The sequence below is a fragment of the uncultured Tessaracoccus sp. genome (assembly GCF_947286155.1).
GTDB lineage: Bacteria > Actinomycetota > Actinomycetes > Propionibacteriales > Propionibacteriaceae > Arachnia.
Genome location: NZ_CAMYPD010000001.1, coordinates 90,596 through 111,277 on the forward strand (window position 1 = coordinate 90,596; position 20,682 = coordinate 111,277).

At 65.8% G+C, this 20,682-nt stretch carries 21 protein-coding genes and 1 pseudogene; 11 read left to right on the forward strand and 11 right to left on the reverse strand.

What is annotated here, in order from left to right:
• Positions 1-41 precede the first annotated feature (41 nt).
• The 3 genes from Q0X68_RS00435 to Q0X68_RS00445 all read right to left on the reverse strand — a co-directional run bounded on the left by Q0X68_RS00435 (position 42) and on the right by Q0X68_RS00445 (position 1,187).
• Positions 42-287: a hypothetical protein gene (locus Q0X68_RS00435; protein WP_297745916.1), complete on the reverse strand. Its 246-nt coding sequence runs from the start codon at positions 285-287 to the stop codon at positions 42-44.
• The gene (locus tag Q0X68_RS00440) at positions 271-582 is read right to left on the reverse strand and encodes a metalloregulator ArsR/SmtB family transcription factor (protein ID WP_297745918.1); all 312 of its coding nucleotides are present in this window, start codon (positions 580-582) and stop codon (positions 271-273) included. Before Q0X68_RS00440 ends, Q0X68_RS00435 begins: the two co-directional genes overlap by 17 nt.
• Before the next feature lie 65 nt (positions 583-647).
• Entirely contained in the window at positions 648-1,187 is a 540-nt protein-coding gene (locus Q0X68_RS00445) for a YetF domain-containing protein (RefSeq protein WP_297745921.1), read from the reverse strand.
• A gap of 122 nt (positions 1,188-1,309) precedes the next feature.
• On the opposite strand from Q0X68_RS00445, the gene Q0X68_RS00450 reads away from it, so the two are divergent.
• From Q0X68_RS00450 to Q0X68_RS00460, 3 genes are read left to right on the forward strand one after another with little or no spacing between them, the layout of a single operon-like run.
• Positions 1,310-1,696, forward strand: a complete 387-nt coding sequence (locus tag Q0X68_RS00450) for a hypothetical protein (protein ID WP_297745922.1) — start codon at positions 1,310-1,312, stop codon at positions 1,694-1,696.
• 43 nt (positions 1,697-1,739) lie between these two features.
• The gene (locus Q0X68_RS00455) at positions 1,740-2,924 is read left to right on the forward strand and encodes an alpha-amylase family glycosyl hydrolase (protein ID WP_297745925.1); all 1,185 of its coding nucleotides are present in this window, start codon (positions 1,740-1,742) and stop codon (positions 2,922-2,924) included.
• A complete protein-coding gene (locus Q0X68_RS00460) occupies positions 2,921-3,853 on the forward strand; it encodes an alpha/beta hydrolase fold domain-containing protein (RefSeq protein ID WP_297745928.1) in 933 nt (310 codons plus the stop codon). Before Q0X68_RS00455 ends, Q0X68_RS00460 begins: the two co-directional genes overlap by 4 nt.
• 123 nt (positions 3,854-3,976) lie before the next feature.
• On the opposite strand, the gene Q0X68_RS00465 is transcribed toward Q0X68_RS00460, so the two are convergent.
• On the reverse strand, positions 3,977-4,654 hold the full coding sequence (locus Q0X68_RS00465) for a response regulator transcription factor (protein ID WP_297745930.1): 678 nt from the start codon (positions 4,652-4,654) through the stop codon (positions 3,977-3,979).
• On the reverse strand, positions 4,651-5,409 hold the full coding sequence (locus Q0X68_RS00470; RefSeq protein ID WP_297745933.1) for a sensor histidine kinase: 759 nt from the start codon (positions 5,407-5,409) through the stop codon (positions 4,651-4,653). The genes Q0X68_RS00465 and Q0X68_RS00470 overlap by 4 nt, the downstream gene beginning before the upstream one ends.
• A gap of 109 nt (positions 5,410-5,518) precedes the next feature.
• Here Q0X68_RS00470 and Q0X68_RS00475 point away from each other — a divergent pair, with 109 nt between their 5' ends.
• The 4 genes from Q0X68_RS00475 to Q0X68_RS00490 all read left to right on the forward strand — a co-directional run bounded on the left by Q0X68_RS00475 (position 5,519) and on the right by Q0X68_RS00490 (position 9,859).
• A complete protein-coding gene (locus tag Q0X68_RS00475; RefSeq protein ID WP_297745936.1) occupies positions 5,519-6,217 on the forward strand; it encodes an ABC transporter ATP-binding protein in 699 nt (232 codons plus the stop codon).
• Positions 6,217-7,683 (forward strand): FtsX-like permease family protein, encoded by a 1,467-nt coding sequence (locus Q0X68_RS00480; RefSeq protein ID WP_297745940.1) that lies wholly within the window; start codon positions 6,217-6,219, stop codon positions 7,681-7,683. Before Q0X68_RS00475 ends, Q0X68_RS00480 begins: the two co-directional genes overlap by 1 nt.
• Before the next feature lie 525 nt (positions 7,684-8,208).
• A complete protein-coding gene (locus Q0X68_RS00485; protein ID WP_297745943.1) occupies positions 8,209-9,066 on the forward strand; it encodes a hypothetical protein in 858 nt (285 codons plus the stop codon).
• Between the two features lies 1 nt (position 9,067).
• A complete protein-coding gene (locus tag Q0X68_RS00490) occupies positions 9,068-9,859 on the forward strand; it encodes a ferritin-like domain-containing protein (protein ID WP_297745946.1) in 792 nt (263 codons plus the stop codon).
• A 237-nt stretch (positions 9,860-10,096) separates the two neighbouring features.
• Here the strand turns inward: Q0X68_RS00490 and Q0X68_RS00495 are convergent, their stop codons facing one another.
• From Q0X68_RS00495 to Q0X68_RS00510, 5 genes and pseudogenes are all read right to left on the reverse strand, one after another.
• A complete protein-coding gene (locus tag Q0X68_RS00495; RefSeq protein ID WP_297745949.1) occupies positions 10,097-10,471 on the reverse strand; it encodes a DUF86 domain-containing protein in 375 nt (124 codons plus the stop codon).
• Positions 10,468-10,740 carry a nucleotidyltransferase family protein gene (locus Q0X68_RS00500; protein WP_297745952.1) on the reverse strand — a complete coding sequence of 91 codons (273 nt, stop codon included), beginning with the start codon at positions 10,738-10,740 and terminating at the stop codon, positions 10,468-10,470. Before Q0X68_RS00500 ends, Q0X68_RS00495 begins: the two co-directional genes overlap by 4 nt.
• A gap of 21 nt (positions 10,741-10,761) precedes the next feature.
• A pseudogene (locus Q0X68_RS13075) lies at positions 10,762-10,920 on the reverse strand (helix-turn-helix transcriptional regulator); the annotation flags it as partial.
• 176 nt (positions 10,921-11,096) lie between these two features.
• A complete protein-coding gene (locus Q0X68_RS00505) occupies positions 11,097-12,548 on the reverse strand; it encodes a HAMP domain-containing sensor histidine kinase (RefSeq protein ID WP_366127403.1) in 1,452 nt (483 codons plus the stop codon).
• Positions 12,545-13,231, reverse strand: coding sequence for a response regulator transcription factor (locus Q0X68_RS00510; RefSeq protein WP_297745955.1), 687 nt, complete (start codon positions 13,229-13,231; stop codon positions 12,545-12,547). The genes Q0X68_RS00505 and Q0X68_RS00510 overlap by 4 nt, the downstream gene beginning before the upstream one ends.
• Positions 13,232-13,279: 48 nt before the next feature.
• On the opposite strand from Q0X68_RS00510, the gene argF reads away from it, so the two are divergent.
• Positions 13,280-14,278: an ornithine carbamoyltransferase gene (argF, locus tag Q0X68_RS00515; RefSeq protein ID WP_297745958.1), complete on the forward strand. Its 999-nt coding sequence runs from the start codon at positions 13,280-13,282 to the stop codon at positions 14,276-14,278.
• A gap of 170 nt (positions 14,279-14,448) precedes the next feature.
• Here argF and Q0X68_RS00520 read toward each other — a convergent pair whose 3' ends face one another.
• Positions 14,449-16,974, reverse strand: a complete 2,526-nt coding sequence (locus tag Q0X68_RS00520; RefSeq protein WP_297745961.1) for a bifunctional UDP-sugar hydrolase/5'-nucleotidase — start codon at positions 16,972-16,974, stop codon at positions 14,449-14,451.
• 260 nt (positions 16,975-17,234) lie between these two features.
• Here Q0X68_RS00520 and Q0X68_RS00525 point away from each other — a divergent pair, with 260 nt between their 5' ends.
• The 3 genes from Q0X68_RS00525 to Q0X68_RS00535 are packed head-to-tail and all read left to right on the forward strand — an operon-like array spanning position 17,235 to position 20,545.
• Positions 17,235-18,320, forward strand: a complete 1,086-nt coding sequence (locus Q0X68_RS00525; protein ID WP_366127406.1) for a thiamine pyrophosphate-dependent dehydrogenase E1 component subunit alpha — start codon at positions 17,235-17,237, stop codon at positions 18,318-18,320.
• Positions 18,320-19,294, forward strand: coding sequence for an alpha-ketoacid dehydrogenase subunit beta (locus Q0X68_RS00530; RefSeq protein ID WP_297745964.1), 975 nt, complete (start codon positions 18,320-18,322; stop codon positions 19,292-19,294). Before Q0X68_RS00525 ends, Q0X68_RS00530 begins: the two co-directional genes overlap by 1 nt.
• 12 nt (positions 19,295-19,306) lie before the next feature.
• The gene (locus Q0X68_RS00535; protein ID WP_297746043.1) at positions 19,307-20,545 is read left to right on the forward strand and encodes a dihydrolipoamide acetyltransferase family protein; all 1,239 of its coding nucleotides are present in this window, start codon (positions 19,307-19,309) and stop codon (positions 20,543-20,545) included.
• Positions 20,546-20,682 lie beyond the last annotated feature (137 nt).

Below are 20,682 nucleotides of genomic sequence, written 5' to 3' on the forward strand. Positions count from 1 at the left end.
CCTTGTGCATGGCAAGGAGAGCGTCGCGCGGGCGGGCAGGCTCAGGCCTGGTGGGTGCAGTTGCTGCAGGTGCACTCGTCGCACTTGCAGCCGGCGCAGGTGGTGCAGGTGCAGTTCGTGCAGCCGCAGGTGTTGCATTCGTCGTAGTGCCCATCGTGCTCGCGGTGCGCGTGGCCGTCGTGAATGTAGTCGACGTGGCCGTCGTGCTCGCGGGTGGGGTGGCCGCAGTCGGCGGCGTGGCGGTGGGTGTGCTCGTCGTGGGTGCGGTGCTCAGTGGTCGCAGTCATTGTTGTGCTCCTTCATGTGGTTGTGGGCGTCGAGGAAGATGTGAGCCACGTGCTCGTCGATGAGCCGGTACACCGTCCGTCGGCCATCCTTCGTCCCTTCCACCAGGTGGGCATCCCGGAGGGTGCGGAGGTGGTGGGAAGCGAGCGGCTGAGAAACGTCCAGCAGCTCGGTGAGCTCTGTGACGTCGGTGGGGCCTTGGGTGAGTCGATGAACGATGGTGGCTCGAGCGGGGTGGGCCAAGGCACGAAACAGCGTGATCACGCCGTCCGTGTCGTGGAATACCCCGTTGCTCATAAGCAGTAGTTTATATAAAGGATTATTTGTGTCAAGCGGTGTGGGATTGTGTGCCGACGGTGCACCTAGCGCAGGAGCTTCTCGGCGCCGCGCACGTTGGTGAGCAGGCGCGAGTCGAGCTCGACGCCGTGGCGCAGGACGGTGATGGAGCCGTCGGTTTCCAAAATGAGCGCGCGCACGTGCCCCAGGTTGGTGATGCCGGATTGGCGCAGGCGCGCCCACAGCGTGCGCTGGTTGACGTGGTAGCGACGGATGGCGCGCTCGTCGAGCTCCTGGTTGGCGTAGATCACGATGGCGCGACGGTATCCGAACAGCCCGGCGCGGCGGCCGGCCCCGAAGAACGACTCAAGGAGCACGAGCATGGCGAGCGCGATCAGCCCGCCGAGCACCGTCACGTTGGGGCCGAGCATCGAACGACCCACCACCGCACCCAGCACGAGCACCACCGCGAGCCCGGTGCCGGTGCGGTTGGCGTACAGCCGCTGCCCCCACACCCGCAGCACAGCGGTGAACGTGAGGTACATCACCGTCGCAGAAATGATGACGCCGAGCGCCTGCGCTGGCGTGATACCCACTTCAAACCACAAGTCACGCAGGAAATCCATGCGCCTATCGTTCCACTGATGCGCTGCATGGTGCGGGAAGGCAGAAATTTGTCCTGTGGAAAACGGGCGTGGAGGGGTGCGAGTTGCCTATAACCCTGGTACACCACTTCGAAAGGACCACCGTGCAGCAATTCATCGACATGTTCCTCATGCTCCGCCGCGCCTCGCTGTTAGCTTCGGCCGACGAGCACCTCCACCCCGTCGTGCGTCACCACTTGTCCATCACAGAGCTCAATAGCTACGCCATGCTGCTGCCTTGCCCTGATGAACCGTATGCCACACCCGACGACGCCCACCTCACCTATCCGCTCACGGCGACGGGGTGCGTCGGGGAGGCGTATCGCATCGCGCTGGCGGAGGCGGCGAACGATCCGGGGGTCATCCCGGCAGACATGCTGTGGGCGCTGGCGTCGTTGCATGAGGAGCTGATGGATCACGACGCATCTCGGGGCGACGAGCTCGCTCAGCATGCGCTCGCGGAGCACGGCTGGCCCATCCAAGACGAGTAACACCCTCATCGCTAGGATGGTTGGCAATTCTGAAGGGAACGTGATGACCGACCTCAGCCATGCCATCTGGTGGCACGTGTATCCGCTCGGCGCACTGGGCGCGCCCACGCACGCCGCACCCGACGTGCCGGCGCGTGAGCACGCGAAGTTTGAGCCCTGGCTCGACTACGCCCTGGAGCTGGGCTGTAACGGCCTGCTGCTCGGGCCCATCTTCGACTCCGTCAGCCACGGCTACGACACTCTCGACCACTTTCGTATCGACGCCCGCCTGGGCACGGAAGCCGACTTCGACCGGCTCGTCGCGGCGTGCAAGGAACGGGGCGTCCAGCTCATCCTTGATGGTGTGTTCAACCACGTGGCCTACAGCCACAAGTTCATCACCGAGCGCCCCGACATGGTGCGATGGGTGGACGGGCACCCGCTCGGCTGGGAAGGCAACTTCGATCTCGTCGAACTGCAGCACACCAACGCCGACGTGCAGCAGTTCGTCGGCGATGTGATGCTGCACTGGCTGCGCAAGGGTATTACCGGCTGGCGGCTCGACGTCGCCTACTCGGTGTCGCCGCAGTTCTGGTCGAGCGTGATTGGGCGCGTGCGCGAGGAGTTCCCCGACGCGGTCTTCCTGGGCGAGGTCATCCACGGCGACTACCCGAAATTTGTGGAGGCATCCGGCGTCGACACCGTCACCCAGTACGAGCTGTGGAAGGCCATCTGGAGCTCTATCAACGACAGCAACCCGTGGGAACTCGCTCACGCGCTGGAGCGCCACGTCGAGTTCTGCCGCCACTTCCTGCCGCAGACGTTCGTCGGCAACCACGACGTCACCCGCGTCGCATCCTCCGTCGGGGCCGACGGCGCGGCGCTGGCAGCGGGCGTGCTGCTCACCGTGCCCGGGCTGCCATCCATCTACTACGGCGACGAGCAAGGCTTCACCGGCATCAAGCGTGAGGCCGAGGGCGGCGACACCGACATCCGCCAGCCGCTGCCCGAGTCACCGTCGGAGCTCTCGACGCTGGGGGCCCAGCTGCACCGCTGGTACCAGCTGCTCATCGGCTTCCGCCGTCGGCACGCCTGGCTTTCGACTGGGCAGCTCGCCGTTACCTACAAGGCCGACGGCGTGCTCGACTACTCCATCTCCACCGCCGATCAGCGGGTCGACGTCCACGTCGACTACGCCGCGAGGAAGATGTCCATCGTCGCCCCCGACGAGGAGCTCCACACGCCGTGAGCGACGTCCCGTCGCGGTGGAGCGCCCAGCAGGATGCCGTGCTGCGGAAGATCGCCGAGCTGGAGGTGCGCTCGTCGGATACCTCCATGGCTGCGGTGCGCGCGCGGTACGAGGCGGAGGCTCAGTGGTGGAACGAGGGCGGGCCGGCGCTGCCGGTCGGAGAGCGCCGAGTGCCGACGCGGTGGGGTGCTGTGCGCGCGACGGTGGCCCGCGGCGGTGACCCCGGAGCGCCGGTCATCGTGTGGATCCACGGGGGTGGGTACATCGTCGGGTCTCCCGAGACGCACGAGCGCCTCACCCGCACCCTCGCCCACCTTGCCCGGGCGACGGTGGTGTCCGTCGACTACACGCTCGCGCCCGAGGCGCGCTTCCCGCAGCCGTTGGAGGAATGCGTGGCCGTGGTGCAGCACATCCGTGCCCACCCCGACGAGTGGGGCGTCGACGGGGCAGACATCACCCTCGCCGGCGACTCCGCGGGGGCGACGCTCGCCGTCGCCACCTGGCTATGGCTGCGCGACGAGGTGGGGGACGCGTCGGGAATCCGCTGCCTGCTGCTGGCCTACGGGGGCTACGGGCTGCGCGACTCGGTGTCGCGGCGCACGCTCGGCGGCTGGTGGGACGGCATGACCCCCGACGCGATGGCCTCCTGGCAGGCGCACTACATCGACGCCGACGATCTCCGCAGCCCCTACTACGACGTGCTCGCCGCCAACCTGACGGGCATTCCCCCTTGTCACATCCTCGCGACGTCGCTTGACCCCCTCCTCGACGACTCCCGTGCCCTCGCCCAGCTCCTGCCCGGTGAGAGGCATGAGCTGGTGGTGGTCGACGGGGTGATTCACACGTTCCTGCAGTACACCCGGATGCTCGACCAGGCGGAGCAGTCGCTGCGTGCCATGGCGGAGTTCTTCGCCCGGTGCGGGCAGTGACCGCTTCGGTTAGCCGGCACGAAACTGCAAAACTCGCCAACAGTTGAAGGCCTCACGCGTGATTGAGCGGGGAGGGGTCGCGCTGGTGGCGAGTTTTGCAGTTTCTCAGCTGGCACCCCGGCGTCAGGGCTGCGCGCGATCGCCGAGGTAGGCGAGGATGGCTCGCACGCGGCGGTTTTCCTCCGACGGGCTGAGGCCGAGTTTCAGGAAAATCGACGACACGTGCTTGGCGACGGCGGCACCGGAGATGACGAGCCGTTCCGCGATCTCACTGTTCGCAAGCCCGCGCGCCATGAGCTCCAGCACCTCGAGCTCACGCGACGTGAGCGTACCGAGCCCGGACTTCGTCGCGCGCATCATCGCTCTAGCCACCTCGGGGTCGATGGCGACACCGCCTGCGAGCACCACCTTCAGCTGCCCCAGGAAATCCGCCACCTCGGAGATGCGGTCCTTCAGCAGGTACCCCGTGCCGCCCCCGTCGGCTGGCCCGTCGAGGGCGAACAGCTGCTGGGCATAGGCGGGCGACACGTACTGGCTCAGCACCATCACCGAGAGCCCAGGGTGACGCTGCTTCAGTTCCAGAGCTGCGGTGAGCCCGTCGTTGGTCATCGTGGGCGGCATGCGCACGTCGGTGATGATGCCGTCGGGCAACTGATCGGCTTCGGCGAGCGCGTCGACGCGTGCGACGAGGCCCTCGGCGTCGGACTCGTGCGCGACAATCTCGAACCCCTGGCGTTCCAGGAGGCCAGCGAGTCCTTCGCGCAGCAGGGCGGAATCGTCGGCGAGCACGAGTTTCGTCATGGGAGGTCCTTTTCGGGGTGGGCGGCGACGTGGGCGACGAGTCCGCCCTCGCCGCGCTGGAGGAGCAAGGGGATGGAGGCGGCCACCTGGGTGGGGCCGCCGTCGGGGCTCGAGAGGGTGAGCGAGCCGCCGAACGCGGCGAGGCGCTCGCGCATGCCGGCCAAGCCGTGCCCGTCGACGAATGTGGCGCCGCCTGGGCCTTGGTCGACGACGGAGATTCGCAGCGTCGATCCTGCCGTGAGGAGTACGTTCATGGGCTTGTCGGGTGCGTATTTCCGCGCGTTGGTGATGGCTTCGACGGCGAAGAAGTACGCGGCGGCGAGCACGCCTTCGGACAGCTCCGGCAGGGGATTGGGGCAGATGATGCGCACGTCGTCGTTGGTGGCATTCGCGACGTCGGTGAGCGCCGCCTCTAACCCGAGCTCGACGAGCGCCTGCGGGTGGATACCGCGCACCGTAGCGCGCAGCGAGTCGAGGCCCTGCTGCAGCGTGTGCTGCGCGTCGCGGAGCAGTGCGGCGAGGGCAGGGTCATCGGCGAGGGTGGGGGAGAGCTGCGCCTCGCCCAGCTGCATCTTGGCAGCGACAAGGTACTGCTGGGCGCCGTCATGGAGGTCGCGCTCGATCCGCCGACGCTCCACCTCATAGGCGTCGACGATAACCCGCCGCGACTCCGTGAGCTCCCGGATGGTGCGCGCGGCGCGTTCCTCGTGCGACTGGGCGCGACGCGTCCCTCGCGCCCGAAATGGCCAAACCACGCCCCCAATCTATCCGCTGCTTCGGGGGATGGGGGTAGTGCCAGCACTACCTCAAAGACGGAATCCCAGGCCATGGTGCGTGGGGCTTTGGCACGATGAACTGGTGAACATGAATCAACCACTGCTCACAACCACCGACATCGTCAAGCGTTTTGGCCAGGTGCAGGCGCTCGCCGGCATCAGCCTCACCATCGGCGCGGGAGAAACCGTCGCCATCATGGGCCCGTCGGGTTCCGGAAAATCCACCCTGCTGCACTGCCTCTCCGGCGTGCTCGCCCCCGACGCGGGCGAGGTGCAGTTCGCGGGGAAGCCGCTGTCAGCGCTGCCTGACAAGGAACGTTCCCACATCCGCCTGCACGACTTCGGCTTCGTCTTCCAAGACGGCCAGCTCATCCCCGAGCTGCCGGCCCGCGAGAACGTCGCGCTGCCGCTCATGCTCACCGGCACCCGCGCCGGCAAGGCCCTGCAAGCCGCCGACGAGGTGCTCAACCAGCTCGGCTTGGGCGAGCTGCGCAACCGCCGACCGGCAGAAATGTCGGGCGGCCAGGCTCAGCGCGTCGCGATTGCCCGCGCCCTCGTCGGAAAACCAGCCGTGGTGTTCGCCGACGAGCCCTCCGGTGCCCTCGACCAGGCCACCGGGCACGAGATGATGCAGCTGCTCACCACGTCGGTATCGATGAGTGGGGCCGCGTTGGTGCTTGTCACGCACGATCTCGGCGTCGCTCGCTGGTGCTCCAGGCTCGTTGAGATCCGCGACGGCTTGGTTCACGCCGACAGCCCGCTCAACGCCCGAAAGGAGACCGTGTGATGTCTGTCGCTACCGCTCAACCCACCGCCGCTCGGAGCGCGCACAAGCCAGCCACGGGGTTGGCGTCGCTCACCATCCAGCTCACCGCGGCTCGATTCCGCACGCGCGAAGGCGAGGGCCTGCTCTACCTTGCCGGCATCCTGGCCTACACCATCGCCGCGGCGCTGGCGCTCACCGTCGCGGGTGGCACGTGGGCGTTTTGGAACCGCTCGAAGCACCCGACGGGGCTCCACGCCCAGGTGCTGGCGGAGGACGCAACCTTCGGTACCGTGCTCGGGTTCTACGTCGTGCTTGCCTGCATCGCCTGCGCCCTCCTGATTCCCGCGACGGTCAACCTCGCCGCCGGCGCGGCCGTGCTGGGCGCGCGTGGCCGGGAGCGTCGTCTCGCCGTGCTGCGCCTCATGGGGCTGAGCAGCGGTGAGGTGGTGAAAATGTCGCTGCTGGACGCCACCATCCAGGCCATCATCGGCGGCGTGCTGGGCTCCGTGATCTACGTCGCGACCCTGCCGCTGTGGGGCAACCTGACGATGCAGGCCGTGCCGCTGTCCTTCGACGAGATGCTGCTGCCGGCTTGGCTGTTCGCGACGGTGCTCCTCGCCCTCCTGCTCGTAGGCCTGTTCGCCGCTTGGCGAGGACTGCGACAGGTGCGGATCTCCCCGCTGGGGGTGTCCCGTCGGGCCAATAAACCTGCGCTGTCGTGGATTCGAGCCATCGTGTTCGTGGTGCTGCTGGGCGTCGGCGGCGCGGTGACGAGCACTTTCACCCCGAGCGGCCAGGTGGGGCCGGCAATGATGTTCGCAGCGGCCATCCTCGCCGTCGTGCTGGGCATCAACCTCGTGGCACCTTGGATTCTGCAGGTGGAAGCCAAGCTGTGGGCGAAGCTGCCGTGGCCGTCATCGAAGTGGGCGGCTCGCCGCATCGCCGCAGACCCTGGCGCCACGTGGCGTCGCGTCTCTGGGGTGGCGCTGCTGTCGTTCATCGGTGGGTTCATGGCTCTGATGCCATTCCAGCTTGACCCCGAGGGAGAGAAAGGCTCCGCAACCCGCACCTTCGTCGAGGAGTCGCAGCTCGACTTCACCAAGGGTGTCATCATCACGCTGGCCGTGGGGTTTGTGCTGACTGCCACATCGATGCTCATCACGCAGGCCTCCGCGACGATCGAGCGCGCCGAGCAGTCGCAGGCGCTGCAGCGGATGGGCGCCCCGTCGGCGTTCAGCCTCAAGACGATGTGGCTGGAGACGTTCGCGCCGCTGGCGCTCGGTGTGGTGCTGGGTGCTGGGCTCGGCATGGCGATGGCGTTGCCGATGTACAACTTCGCGACGAAGATGGGCGTGAACAACGACTCCGGCATGCTCCTCATCGGCACCGTGTTGCTCGTCGGTCTGTTGCTGGCGGCGGCTTCGCTGCTGGCGAGCCACCCGCTGTACCACCGTCTGCTCGCGACGAGTGAGCGTCGCAACGACTGATCCATCGCTAGTACCCCTGGGCACAGCTGAGGGCCGCACATCCACGTCGGTGTGCGGCCCTCGTGTGTGGGTGGTGGTTAGCAGGGGCGCCGCTGGTCGGCAGTGAACTGTTGCAGGACGTCCCAGCGCTCACCGACGCTCCACTGCGCGATGCCGCGGCCGGGGCCAGGCGGCTGGGTGGTGCGGGGGCAGGGCCCCAAATTCTGTCGTCCGGACGCATGATCGATCCTAAGGAGCCAGTTGGGCCACGAACCTCGCGCGCGAGGAGGAGCGGGGCGATTTTTCGGGGTTTCTGGCCAGCGATCGCCGTCTGACTAGGGCATTCAATCCCTTGTCTGGTTTCGGGCAACATTGCTCCCGACGGATCCTCGGCCAAATTACATCTGTGTGAGTTGTGCACAACACGTGGAAAACTCTGTGGAAAACTTGGGGTCAGGTGTGGGCGCTGCGTGAATGCAACCTCGCGGGGTGCTACGCTGCCACTACGGCTAGTCAGCCAGACTTCGCGCAAGGAGTGGTCAGACGATGCAGCCCACCGTAACCCATCCCCCGGGGTACAGAAGCGGACGCTTGTACTTCGACGCGTCGATGCGCGTTGTAACCACGGATTTCGACGTCGCCGCATACACCAAGCGCGCTCGACCGAAGATCAATGTCGACGTCGGCGAGCTGCGCCTGGATCCCGTCTTGCATCAAGACCTCGAGTACCTGTGGCGCGTCGAAGCCTCGGCAATCGGTGACATGCGCGCCATGCTCTCGTCGTGGACGGGGCGTGAAGCCCGGATCACCGCGTTCCTCGCCACCTGGGCATATGAGCGCTACTGGATTGCCAAGGCTCTGTCCGATGTACTCCAAGCGGACGGCTGCCCCGGCCCGGCCATGCCGGGATTCCAGCTGGTAGGCGCCGCCCACAGCCTCTACGTCGACTACCTGCTCCCCACCGTCGCCAGCCTCTCGACATTGCTCGTCCGCGAACCGATGTCCGCCGGTCACATGGCCCGCATGGCCGTCCACGAAGGAGCCATGGCGGCGGCCTATCGTGCGCTCACCCCCCGCGTCGAGGAACCCGTCGCCGCCATCTTCCGCCAGATATTGCTGCGCCGCGCGGACTTCGTCGACTTCTTCCAACAAGAAGCCGCGGCCCGCATCCGCCGTTCCACCCCGGAGCTGCGCAGCGCCCAGCTGCACCTATGGCGCTGGGTGCCCATGCGCCCCGACGGCGTGCCCGACCCCGACGAGCGCCGCGCCATCCGAAGCATCTTCCGCACCCCGGAATCCAGGCTCGACGTGCGGTCCTCCGACGAGGCCATCGGTCAACTGCTGCCGGGCAATCCGCTCCCCATGACCCGCGCCCTTCGTCTAGTCCAACATCGAGGCAAGTGACATGGCATTCGACTTCGACAAGTTCACCGAGACATCCGTCGCCGTCCAGTTCGACGACCTCGACTTCACGACGTTCAAGCGCCAACCCCTCGACGCATCGATGCTGCGCGTCATCCGCTACATGTGCGACGTGGAGTACCACACGTCGTGCTACCTGAGAGATCTGCTGGTGTCACCGTCGAGGAAGAAGCCTGAAGCCGCAGGGTTTATGACGATGTGGAACCGGGAAGAATTCTGGCACGGCGAAGCGCTGGCCGCGGTGTTACGCGAGCACGGCATCATCGTCGACTACGACGAGGTGAAGGCCAAGCGTGTGAAGCTTGGGTGGCAAGATGCGTTAGGCCCGCTGAAGCAGTCGTGGCCAACGAATTTCATCGGCGACGACTTCGTCGCGGTGCACATGTCGTGGGGCGCGACGAACGAGCTCTCCGCCGTCGCAGCGTACCGTCGGATGGCCGACATGACCGATCACCCGACGCTCAGCCCGCTGCTCATGCGCATCGCGCAGCAGGAAACTCGCCACGTCGCCTTCTACACCACGCAGGCGATCAAGAAGATGGAGGAATCGGACCGGGCGAAGCAGCTCGTCAAACTGACCCTCACGAAGGCGTGGAAGCCAGTGGGCACGAGCATCATGGGCGACGACGAAGTGCGCGCGGTGATGGGGACGCTGTTCGAAGGGCAGCGTAAGATCATCGAGAACCTGGACCACCGCGTCGCGAAATTCCCGGGCCTGGAAGGCGTGACCGTGTTTCAGGACGCCTTCGAGCGCCTGGGCGTCAACCTGGACTGACTCTGCGCCACCCGATGGTTCGAGCGAGAGCGGGCCGAAGCCCCTCCGAGCCGGGAGCTAACCCAATACCCACACGCGTTTGCTGAAATGGGCGTTTTCGGGCGATTTGGAGCAACGCGTGTGGATATTGGGTTAGCTGTGGCCTCTACCTACTCGATGGTCGGGATACGCGCAGTGCAATCTCTCCGGTGGTTGAGTAGCCGCCGGAGGCGGCGTATCGAAACCCACCGCGGTCGGCTACTCCATCGCTGAGCGCGGACTGTCGGGTAAGGCGAGCTTGGCGCCTAGATCTGGAATTTCTCGTTGGAGTGTTACGAACATGAGGTCGTGGTTGACTTTGTCGTAATGATGCGCGACGAGATTGCGCATTCTCCCAATCTGTCGCCAAGCAATGTCGGGGTACTCATTTTTGAACTCATCCGGGAGGCGCTCCACAACCGTCGCTACCTTGATCAGCAGGCGCTCGCCTGCGTTTCGCAATAGACGACCCTGGGGAGTGTCAGCCAGGTAGGCGTCGCGTCCAAGCGTGACTAGGTAGGCGGCGTCGGCAATGAAGCCTGACAAATCGTCCAGCCAGAGTTGAACTCGCGGATCGTCGCTCGTTGAGTTCACAGCCGCATACCTTCAGCAAGTGCGTGTTCGACAACACGCCCGCCGGATCCTGAGGAGACGAGGTCAACGGGTACGGTCAGGATTTCGGTGAGGGTCTCTTCCAGCTCCAGGAGGTCGGTGATCCCCACCTCGTCGGGGAATGTGACGAGGATGTCGACGTCGGAGTGCGGACTGTCCGTTCCCTGGGCAACGGATCCGAAAAGGATAGGTGAGGTGCACCCATGACGTTCGAGGGCAGCGAGCACTGCATCACGGTGCGTTGCCAACATACGTGATGGTCTGACTTCTAGAGCGGCTTCCAGCGCATCGCGAGTGCTGCGGCTGCCGACTCGACGACCGGACTCGATCGCTGAGATGAGAGGTTGCAGAACCCCAGATTCCTTGGCCAAACGGCGCTGTGACCATCCGAGCGCTGTGCGTCGGGTCTTGATCTTGTCACCGTATTCCATGACTGCATGGTAACGCGGCTGTGATCATCTTCAGGATGATGAGATGACGAGCAGGGCAGTATCGACTGGGAGTGTCAGAAGTTGGTTCGTCTGTGAACGAAATTCTGACACTGAAACCCTCACTGCATCTCGATACGCGCCTGCGGCGCTACTCGATGGTCGGGGGATGGGCGGCCCTACTCGCCGACGGACGGCGCGGAGGTGTCGTCGGGTTCTTCGAGGAGTGGGAGCTTCAGTGTGAACTCGGCGCCGCCGCCAGGGTGGTTGTCGGCCTTGATGCTGCCGCCGTGTGCCTCGACGGTGTGCACGACGATGGAGAGTCCGAGCCCGGTGCCGGGGGTGTTGCGCGAGCGGTCGGAGCGGTAGAAGCGGTCGAAGATGTGCGGGAGGTCCTCTTCCGCAATGCCCGGGCCCTGGTCGACAACAGTGAGCACACCGTCGTTGAGCCGCACATGGATGGTGCCGCCGTTCGGCGAGAATTTGACGGCGTTGTCGAGCAGGTTGGTGATGGCGCGCTCGAGGGTGGACGGGTCGCCCATGACCTCCGAGTGGTCGGTGTTCACGTCGAACACCATGCCGGGGCCCCGACGCTGGGCGCGCTGCACGGAGGCGTGCACCACGTCGGCGAGCACGATGGGTTCGTGCGGGCGCTGGTTGCCGTCGTCGCGAGTGAGCGCGACGAGATCGCCCACCAGCGCGCTGAACTCGCCGAGCTGCGCGGCGACATCGTTCAAAATCTGCCCCCTCGCTCCCGGCGGCAGCATGCCGGAATGCTCATCTGCGACGAGCAACTCCACGTTAGTGCGCATGGACGTGAGCGGCGTACGAAGTTCATGCCCAGCGTCGGCGATGAGCTGGCGCTGCTGCTCGCGTGATTGCTGCAACGACTTCAGCATCGTGTTGAACGACTGCGTGAGTTCGCCGAGGTCGTCGCGGCCGTAGATGCGGATGGGGTTCAGCTGGTCGGTTTGGGTGACGTTCTTCACTGCGTTGGACAACCGTCTGACCGGAGCCAACACTGCGCGCGCCGCCCAGAACGCGGTTCCCGTCGTGGCGAGGATGCCGAGCGAACCGGTGACGACCATCACGAGCCACAGCGACTGGAGCGTGTCGCGCACGGTCTCCGTCGGGCGTGCATAGGTGACGGAGTAATACTCGACGGTGCGCTCCGTCGTGACCGAAAACGGCACGGTCACGGCCCGGTACTCGGTGCCTTCGGCGAGCACCGTGCGTTCGTGGGTGTCTGCCTGGAGGCGGGCTATCGCGATGGCGGCGTTGTCTCGCGGAATCTCGACGGTCTGCGACCCCGGCTGGTTCTGCCGGCCATCGGCGGACACCACTGACAGCAGCGACCCGCCGGACGTGCCGAGCGCCTCCGGGGTGAGGGCGTCGAGGTTGTCCATGTCGGAGGCGAGCACGCTTGCCGCCTGCTGCGCTGTGCGGGTGAGGTCGCGGTCGACCTGATCGAACAGCGACCAACGGGTAATCATGAAGCCGGTAACACTCACGAGTATCACCGACACCGCCACCGACGCCCCGGTGAGCGCCGCGAGCCGCCACTGCAACGACTGGCCCGAGACGAGCCGGCCGATCTCACGGCGAGCCTGAACCCACCAGCTTCCGATCACGGGGCAGTTTCACGCAGGACGTACCCGATCCCGCGGACGGTGTGGATGAGTCGGGGCAAGCCGTTGATCTCCGTCTTGCGGCGCAGGTAGCCGATGTAGACCTCGAGGGAGTTGGCGGTGGTGGGGAACTCAAACCCCCATACCTCGTTGAGGAGGGTGTTGCGTTCGAGCACTTTGCGCGGGTTCTCCATGAACACGTTCAGCAGCGCGAACTCGGTGCGGGTGAGCGAGATGTGCTGGCCTGCGCGGGTGACCTCACGGTGCTGCGGGTCGAGCACCAGGTCTTGGAACTGCAGCGTGCTCGATTCCGTCTCCGAGTGGGGCTTCGCGCGACGGGTCAGCGCGCGTAGTCGGGCCAGGAGCTCGTCGAGCGCGAACGGCTTGACCATGTAGTCGTCGGCGCCGGCGTCGAGGCCGTCGACGCGGTCACCCACGGCGTCGCGGGCGGTGAGGATGAGGATGGGGACATCGTTGCCGGAATCGCGCAGCATCTTCGTCGCCTCGAGCCCGTCGAGGCGGGGCATCATCACGTCCATAATGATGGCGTCGGGAGTGTATGAGGCAAGCTTCGCGAGCGCCTCGATGCCGTCCGATGCGGTCTGCACTTCGCTGCCCGTGTACGAAAGTGAGCGCGCCAAGGAATCGCGGACGGCCTGATCGTCATCCACCACCAAGATCTGCATGGCGGAAGTCTACCTCGTCGGCCTCCCGGGTCTGGAAGACTGGCGAACATGACGCTACAAGGCCGATCATTTCTGAAAGAACTCGACTTCACGCCCGACGAGTGGCTCCATCTGCTGCAGCTCGCCGCCGAGCTGAAAGCTTCCCGCCGCGACGGGCGCGAGCGGCAGCGACTCGTCGGCAAGTCCGTCGCGCTGCTGTTCGAGAAAACCTCGACGCGCACCCGCTGCGCCTTCGAGGTTGCCATGGCCGAGCAGGGTGGGCACACCACCTACTTGGACCCGGCGGGCTCGCAGATTGGGCACAAAGAATCGGCCGCCGACACCGCGCGCGTGCTCGGCAGATGGTACGACGGCATCGAGTTCCGCGGCTCCGCGCAGCGCGACGTCGAGACGCTCGCCGCCCACGCCGGAGTGCCCGTCTACAACGGCCTCACCGACGATTGGCACCCCACACAGATGCTCGCCGACCAACTCACCATGCGCGAGCACTCACCCAAACCCCTGAGCGACATCGCCTTCGCGTTCCTCGGCGACGCCCGCAACAACGTCGGTAATTCCCTGCTCATCTCTGGCGCGATGATGGGCATGGATGTGCGGATGGTGGCCCCAGCGTCGCAGCAGAACACACCCGACGTGGTCACTCGCGCCCGCGAGATCGCGGCGCAGACCGGCGGTCGGATCACCATTACCGACGACGTCACCGCCGGCGTGCAGGGTGCCGATTTCCTCTACACCGACGTGTGGGTCTCGCTCGGCGAACCCAAGGAGGTGTGGGCGGAGCGGATCGACCTGCTGCGCCCCTACCAGGTTAACCGCGAGGTGCTGGAGGCCACCGGCAATCCGGATGTGAAGTTCATGCATTGCCTGCCGGCATTCCACGACCTCGAGACCGCCGTCGGGCGCTCCATACACGAGCAGTTTGGCCTCGAAGGGCTCGAGGTCACGCACGACGTGTTCGAGTCCGCCACGAGCATCGTGTTCGATCAGGCCGAGAACCGCATGCACACCATCAAGGCCGTGCTGGTCGCGACGTTGGCTGGCGAGTAGCCGGGGTCTTGATACGCCGCTTGCAGCGGCTACTCGACCACCGGGATGTGTAGCTAGATGGTCGAGTAGCCCGCGAAGCGGGCGTATCGAGACCACGACGGATGACATGAAGCGACGGTGGGCCAGGCATGTGCCCAGCCCACCGTCGGGGTTCAGAAGAAGTCAGCGAGTCAGCGACGCGTCAGCGTGACAGGCTTGCTGAACGAGTACCCGAACTGGGGATCGTAGGTGCCCACACGGAACGTGTAGGTGCCACGGGTGTTGCGACCGTAGGTCAGCTCGATGGTGTAGCCGCCGTCGGCCTTGGTGGTGCGAACCTGCGAGGTGGACCACTTGCCGTTGGGCAGCTTGACCTGGGTGAACACCTTCTGCGGGCCCTTGGCGAGGGAGACCTTGCCCCACGCGTAAGTGGTGGCATCGAGGGCCTTCGTGCCGGCGGTGGCTGCCGTCGGGAGCGCGACGCGCACCTGCGTCACCGGCTTGGTGAACTCCATGGTGCCATCGGGGCGGACGACGCGCAGACGCCACTGGTAGGTGCCAGCGGTGTTGCGGCCGTAGGTGAGCGGTACAGCATAGAAGCCCTTGGCGTCGCGGGTCTGCGAGGTGGACCACTTGCCGTTCGGCAGCTTCACCTGCGTGCTGACGGTGGCCTTACCGTCGACGGTTCCCCACATGTTGGCTTCACGGCCGACAGGAGTTCGGGTAGCAACCTTTGCGCTGGTCGCCTTGTAGTCGGGTTTGGTGTCAGCCTTGGCGACGTTCACGTCGTAGCGCACCTCGGTGCCCGACGGATCGACGACGAAGCGCACGGTCTGCTTGCCTGCCTTGGTGCCCTCGGGGAACGTGAGCGAGACCTCGGCAACACCGTCGGCGACGGTACCCTCACCGATCTGCGTCTCGCCGAGGAAGGCCTTCACGGTCTTGTTCGCGAGCTGCGGGGAGACCTTGGGGTTGTCCGCGTCGAGGAGCATGTCGAGGTTGCCCTTGTACACCTCACCAGCGGCGCCCAGTTTCACGGTGCCGGCCTTGCCGGGGGTGAAGCTCTCCGGCACGTCGGTGACGGATACGCCGCGCTTGGTGTAGTCAGGAGACACTTCCCTCTTCTCCTTCAGCCAGTCCACCCAGGTGGTGAGGTCGACGAGGCCCGCGTCCCTGGTGTTCTGGCCACCCTGGAAGGCACGGAAGTTGTCGCCGCCAGAGATGAGGAACGAGCCGGAGCCGACGGTGTACATCTTGTCCTCGTCGATTGGTTTGCCGTTGATCCACACGCCGGTGATGCGCTGGCCCTCGGGCAGCGACTCGTCGTAGGTGTAGGTCACGTTCTTGGACAGACCGAGCGCAAGGTAGGGGCGGCTCGGCACCTCGCCCTTGTCGTCGCGTTGCCACTGCTGGTTCAGCACCTGGATGAACTGGGCGCCGGTGATCTCCGTGGTGTTCAGCGAGTTCGCGAATGGGAGGACGAGCGCAGCCTCTTCGTAGGTGATGTCGCCCTTGTCGAAGGAATCGCGGGTGCCGCCCGGGTTCTGGATGCCGATGAACTCGTCGTTGCCGTTGCTCATCTGGTCGTAGAACATCTGGGCAACCATGTTGGTCATCGGCGACTCCTGGTCGCGGGTGCCGGAACCGCCGGCGCCAGGGGTGGAGATGGCCTCGGTGGCCTTGCCCACAACCTCGCTGCCCTTTTCCTTGGCAGTTTCCTTCGCCGCTTCGACGATCGTATTGATCTCCTGGATGCGCGGCAGCGAAGCGTCAGCTTCCTTAGCCGGCTCGACCTTCTTGGACTCAAGCGAGCAGAGCGTACCGCTGGCGTCGACGTTGAGGTCGAGCTGCACCAGGTTCTTGGCGTACGCGTCGGCCTGCACGATGGGCTGGCCCTTCGCGGTCGTCGACAGGTACGGCGTGTGGGTGTGGCCGTTAATCACAGCGTCGACGGAGGCGTCGAGGCCGTTGTACATCTTGCTGAAGTTTGGCGAGGACTTCGCGGTGTCCGCGTCGGCCTTCGTGTCGGGGCTGCCCTCATGGATATTCGCGATGACGATGTCAGCCTCGCCGTTGGACTCGTCGCCGTCCTTGAGCTGCTTGGCGATGGCGTTGACGCTCTCGACGGGGTCCTTGACATCCACCTGGGAGATGCCCGACGGCGACACCAGCGACGGAAGGTCGCCGGTCACCGCACCGACGACGGCGATCTTCGCGCCGCCCTTCTCGAACACCTCGTACGCCTTGACGGGCGCGGCCACCTCATTGGTGCCTTTCTTCACGACGTTCGCGCCCAGGTAGGGGAACTGCGACGCGGAGGCGACGCGGCCAGCGAGGTCGTCGAAGCCCTTGTCGAACTCGTGGTTGCCGGTGGCGGAGGCCTCGAGGCCGGCTGCGTTCAGCACGTCGAGGGTGGGCTGGTCGTTGGAGACTGCCGACACGAAGGTGGAGCCGCCGATGCTGTCGCCGTTCGACACCAGGAGCACCTTGCCTTCACCGGCGCTCGCACGCAGCTGCTCGACGGGGGTGAACAGCTGAGCGGCACCCTCGATGCGGCCGTGGAAGTCGTTGAACGAGAGCAGGTGAACAGTATTGGCCGGGGTGCATTCAGCCGGGGTGGCGGAGGCAACCTGCTGCACACCACCGGTGACGATCGCACCGGTCATGCCAATCGCGGCAGCCGCCAGCCCAGCAATCGGGCGGGACAACTTGGACATACAACTATCTCCTGGGGGATGGTTCGGGCACCCGCGCGCTCGCGGGCTACGTACCGAGCGAACTATAAATCGCGCATCGAAATCAAGCAGTTTGCCAAGAATTCATCTTGTGGAAGGCACGCGGTTGGTTGCCGTCGCCCAGGAACCGAGCATCCAAGGTCTGCGGCGTTGCTTTGTGCGTTTCCTCCATCCCGGTGTGACCCCGTCGCTGCCTACGCTTGCGTAAGCTACGTTTCCGTAACTTCAGAAAGAGGATCCGCGTGCACGACCCTATGGTGCAACTGCTGACCCCCGACGGTGCCCGGCGAGAGCATCCCGATTTCAGCTGGGAGGGCACCGCCGACGATCTACGCGCCAGCCTGCGCGACATGTGGTTGGGGCGCCGTTTCGACGCGGAAGCCACGGCCTTGCAGCGCCACGGTGAGCTCGGGCTGTGGCCTCCGCAGCTCGGTCAGGAGGCCGCTCAAATCGGCGCGGCAAGGGCACTTGCGCCGGGCGACCACGTCTTTCCGTCATACCGCGAGCACGCGATGGCTCTCGCGCTCGGCTTCCCTATGGAGCAGATGCTCGCGTTCTTCCGAGGCTGTGACGCGGGCTACTGGGACATGCAGCACCGCTTTCGCACCTACGCGCTCGTGATCGGCGCGCAGACGCTGCACGCCGTCGGATATGCCATGGGGCTGCGCTTCGATGGCGCGGTAGGCAACGCTGATCCCAGCGCTAACGAGGCCGTCATGGTGTTCCACGGCGACGGTGCCTCGTCGCAGGGAGACGTGAACGAGGCCTACGTGTTTGCCGCGAGCTACAACGCGCCCGTGGTGTTCTTCTGCCAGAACAATCAGTGGGCGATCTCGGAGCCGACGTCGTTGCAGTCCCGCGTTCCGTTGTTCGAGCGTGCGAGCGGCTTCGGGTTTCCCGGTGTGCGCGTCGACGGGAATGACGTGCTTGCCGTCGAGGCTGTGTCCCGGTGGGCGCTGGAGCGCGCGAGGCGCGGTGAGGGGCCGACGCTCGTCGAGGCGTACACGTACCGCATGGGCGCCCACACGACGGCGGACGACCCGACGAAGTACCGCGGCCGCGACGAAGACGCGGCCTGGCGGGAGCGAGACCCGATTGACAGGGTCGTCGCGTATTTGCGCAGCGTCGACGAGATCGACGACGCCTACCTCGCCGAATTGGAGCGGGAGGCCGAAGACTTGGGCGTCCAGACGCGCGCGACTATCGCCCAGCTGCGCGACGTCACGATGGAGGAGCTTTTCGAGCGCTGCTACGCCGAGCCCACGGCCGAACTCGCTGAGCAGCAGCGCGAGTTTGCCCGCTTCGCAGCGGAATATGAGGTGGCCTGATGTCGAAGCTGAGTATGGTCAAAGCCCTCAACGCGGGGCTTCGTCGCGCACTCGAATCTGACCCGAAAGTGCTGCTGGCAGGCGAAGACATCGGGAAACTCGGTGGGGTGTTCCGCGTCACCGAGCACCTGCAGCGCGACTTCGGCGAGCATCGCGTCCTCGACTCACCGCTGGCGGAATCGGGCATCGTCGGCACGGCGATCGGGCTCGCCATGCGCGGGTATCGACCGGTGGTGGAGATGCAATTCGACGGGTTCACCTACCCCGCGTTTTCGCAGATCGTCTCGCAGCTGGCACGCCTGCACGGCCGAACCGGCGGGCGGGTGCCGATGCCCGTCGTGATCCGCATTCCTTTCGGCGGCGGTATCGGCTCGGTGGAGCACCACTCGGAGTCGCCCGAGGCGTACTTCGCGCACACTCCCGGGCTCAAGGTGGTGGCGCCGTCGACCCCGAATGACGCGTACTGGATGATCCAGCAGGCCATCCGCTCCGACGACCCCGTCATCTTCCTCGAACCCAAACGCCGCTACCAGGTGAAAGGCGAGGTGGAGCTCGACGCCCCGCCGGCCGAGCTGCACGCCGCGAACATCGTGCGCGACGGGGCAGACGCCACCCTCATCGGTTATGGGCCGACGGTGTCAACCTGCCTCGACGCGGCCACCGTCGCCGCTGACGAGGGCCGAAACCTGGAGGTCCTCGACCTGCGCACCATCAGCCCGGTGGACTGGGACGCCGTCATGGAATCTGTGGAGCGCACGAAGCGGGCGATCGTCGTGCACGAAGCGCACCTGAACCTTGGGCTCGGCGCCGAGATCGCCGCGCGCCTGCACGAGGCGCTGTTCTACGTCATGGAGTCGCCCGTGCTGCGCGTCGCGGGCTACGACATCCCGTACCCACCCGCCCGCGTCGAGAGCCAGTTCTTGCCGGGCGTCGACCGCATTCTCGCCGCCGTCGACCAATCACTGGCCTACTAAGGAGCACCCATGCTGAAGACATATAAATTGCCCGACGCCGGAGAAGGCCTCACGGATGCCGAGATCGTGCAGTGGCGGGTCGCCGTGGGCGACAAGGTGCAGGTAAACACGGTGCTCGTCGAGATCGAGACCGCGAAATCCATCGTCGAGCTCCCCTCGCCGTATGCGGGGCGCATCACGGCGCTGCTCGTCGACGAAGGCGCGGAAGTGGAGGTGGGCACCGACATCGTCGAGATCGACGACGGCGTCGAAGCTGAGCCGAGCGAAGTGGCCGAACCGAGCGGAGAGGCCGAGCTGAACGAGGAAGCCGACGATTCCGACGACACACCCACCCTCGTGGGCTACGGCGCGGTAGAGCAGGCGCCGCGCAGGCGCCGTCGGAGTTCTTCGGTTGCAACCACCGACGTGCTGGCCAAGCCCCCGGTGCGTAAGTACGCGCGTGACTTGGGTGTCGACCTCAACACCGCCGACGCCTCCGGCCCACAGGGCAGCGTCACGCGGGCCGACGTCGACGCCACGCTGGCGCAGGTGAGCGCGGGGGCAGGGGAGCGTCGCGAACCCATCAAGGGAGTGCGCAAAGCGACGGCGGAGAACCTGGTTCGTTCGGTGGAGCGACGCGTGCACGTCACCGAGTGGCTCACGATCGACGTCACCCAGACGATGGAGTTCGTCGAACGCTTGAAGAAGCGGCGGGAGTTTGCCGACGTGCGCGTTTCGCCGACGCTGTTGTTCGCGAAGGCGATCTGCTTGGCGCTCGGGCGCAACCCCAGCTTGAACGCGTCGGTGGATGAGGAGCGCGAGGAAATCGTCTACCACCGCGACGTGCACCTCGGCATCGCCGCCGCCACCCCGCGCGGGCTGCTAGTGCCGAACATCAAGTCGGCGAACCAGATGACGCTGCTGGAACTCGCGCGAGCCATCAACGAGCTTGTCGGGGTGGCGAGGGAAGGGAAACTGCAGCCGGCCAGCCAGCAGGGTGGCACGTTCACGCTCACGAATGTTGGGGTGTTCGGCGTCGACACCGGGACGCCGATCATGCACGGCGACGAGTCGGGCATCCTCTGCATGGGTGCCATCAAGCGCCGCCCGTGGGTGGTGGGCGAGGGCGCCGACGAGCGCGTCGAACCCCGGTGGGTGACCACCCTGGCGCTCGCGTTCGACCACCGCATCATCGACGGCGCCGAGGGCTCGAAGTTCCTCACCGACGTCGGCGACCTCCTCAGCGACCCGAGCACCGCCCTGCTGTACTAGCGGCCGGCGACCCCGGAACCCGGTGGTTGAGCCGCTGCTGCTCTCCGGTGGTTGAGTAGCCCGCGCAGCGGGCGTATTGAAACCACCGCCACAGTGACGGGTATCTTCGATAAGGAATGAGGGATTCCACCGAAAAC

What these genes read in the sequence shown, in the direction of transcription:
- Q0X68_RS00500 (WP_297745952.1), bottom strand. Translation starts at nt 10,740, where the DNA reads ATGTTGGCAACGCACCGTGATGCAGTGCTCGCTGCCCTCGAACGTCAT.
- Q0X68_RS00465 (WP_297745930.1), bottom strand. Translation starts at nt 4,654, where the DNA reads ATGACGAAACTCGTGCTCGCCGACGATTCCGCCCTGCTGCGCGAAGGA.
- Q0X68_RS00435 (WP_297745916.1), bottom strand. Translation starts at nt 287, where the DNA reads ATGACTGCGACCACTGAGCACCGCACCCACGACGAGCACACCCACCGC.
- Q0X68_RS00475 (WP_297745936.1), top strand. Translation starts at nt 5,519, where the DNA reads ATGAATCAACCACTGCTCACAACCACCGACATCGTCAAGCGTTTTGGC.
- Q0X68_RS00530 (WP_297745964.1), top strand. Translation starts at nt 18,320, where the DNA reads ATGTCGAAGCTGAGTATGGTCAAAGCCCTCAACGCGGGGCTTCGTCGC.
- Q0X68_RS00490 (WP_297745946.1), top strand. Translation starts at nt 9,068, where the DNA reads ATGGCATTCGACTTCGACAAGTTCACCGAGACATCCGTCGCCGTCCAG.
- Q0X68_RS00485 (WP_297745943.1), top strand. Translation starts at nt 8,209, where the DNA reads ATGCAGCCCACCGTAACCCATCCCCCGGGGTACAGAAGCGGACGCTTG.
- Q0X68_RS00520 (WP_297745961.1), bottom strand. Translation starts at nt 16,974, where the DNA reads ATGTCCAAGTTGTCCCGCCCGATTGCTGGGCTGGCGGCTGCCGCGATT.
- Q0X68_RS00480 (WP_297745940.1), top strand. Translation starts at nt 6,217, where the DNA reads ATGTCTGTCGCTACCGCTCAACCCACCGCCGCTCGGAGCGCGCACAAG.
- Q0X68_RS00445 (WP_297745921.1), bottom strand. Translation starts at nt 1,187, where the DNA reads ATGGATTTCCTGCGTGACTTGTGGTTTGAAGTGGGTATCACGCCAGCG.
- argF (WP_297745958.1), top strand. Translation starts at nt 13,280, where the DNA reads ATGACGCTACAAGGCCGATCATTTCTGAAAGAACTCGACTTCACGCCC.
- Q0X68_RS00440 (WP_297745918.1), bottom strand. Translation starts at nt 582, where the DNA reads ATGAGCAACGGGGTATTCCACGACACGGACGGCGTGATCACGCTGTTT.
- Q0X68_RS00455 (WP_297745925.1), top strand. Translation starts at nt 1,740, where the DNA reads ATGACCGACCTCAGCCATGCCATCTGGTGGCACGTGTATCCGCTCGGC.
- Q0X68_RS00510 (WP_297745955.1), bottom strand. Translation starts at nt 13,231, where the DNA reads ATGCAGATCTTGGTGGTGGATGACGATCAGGCCGTCCGCGATTCCTTG.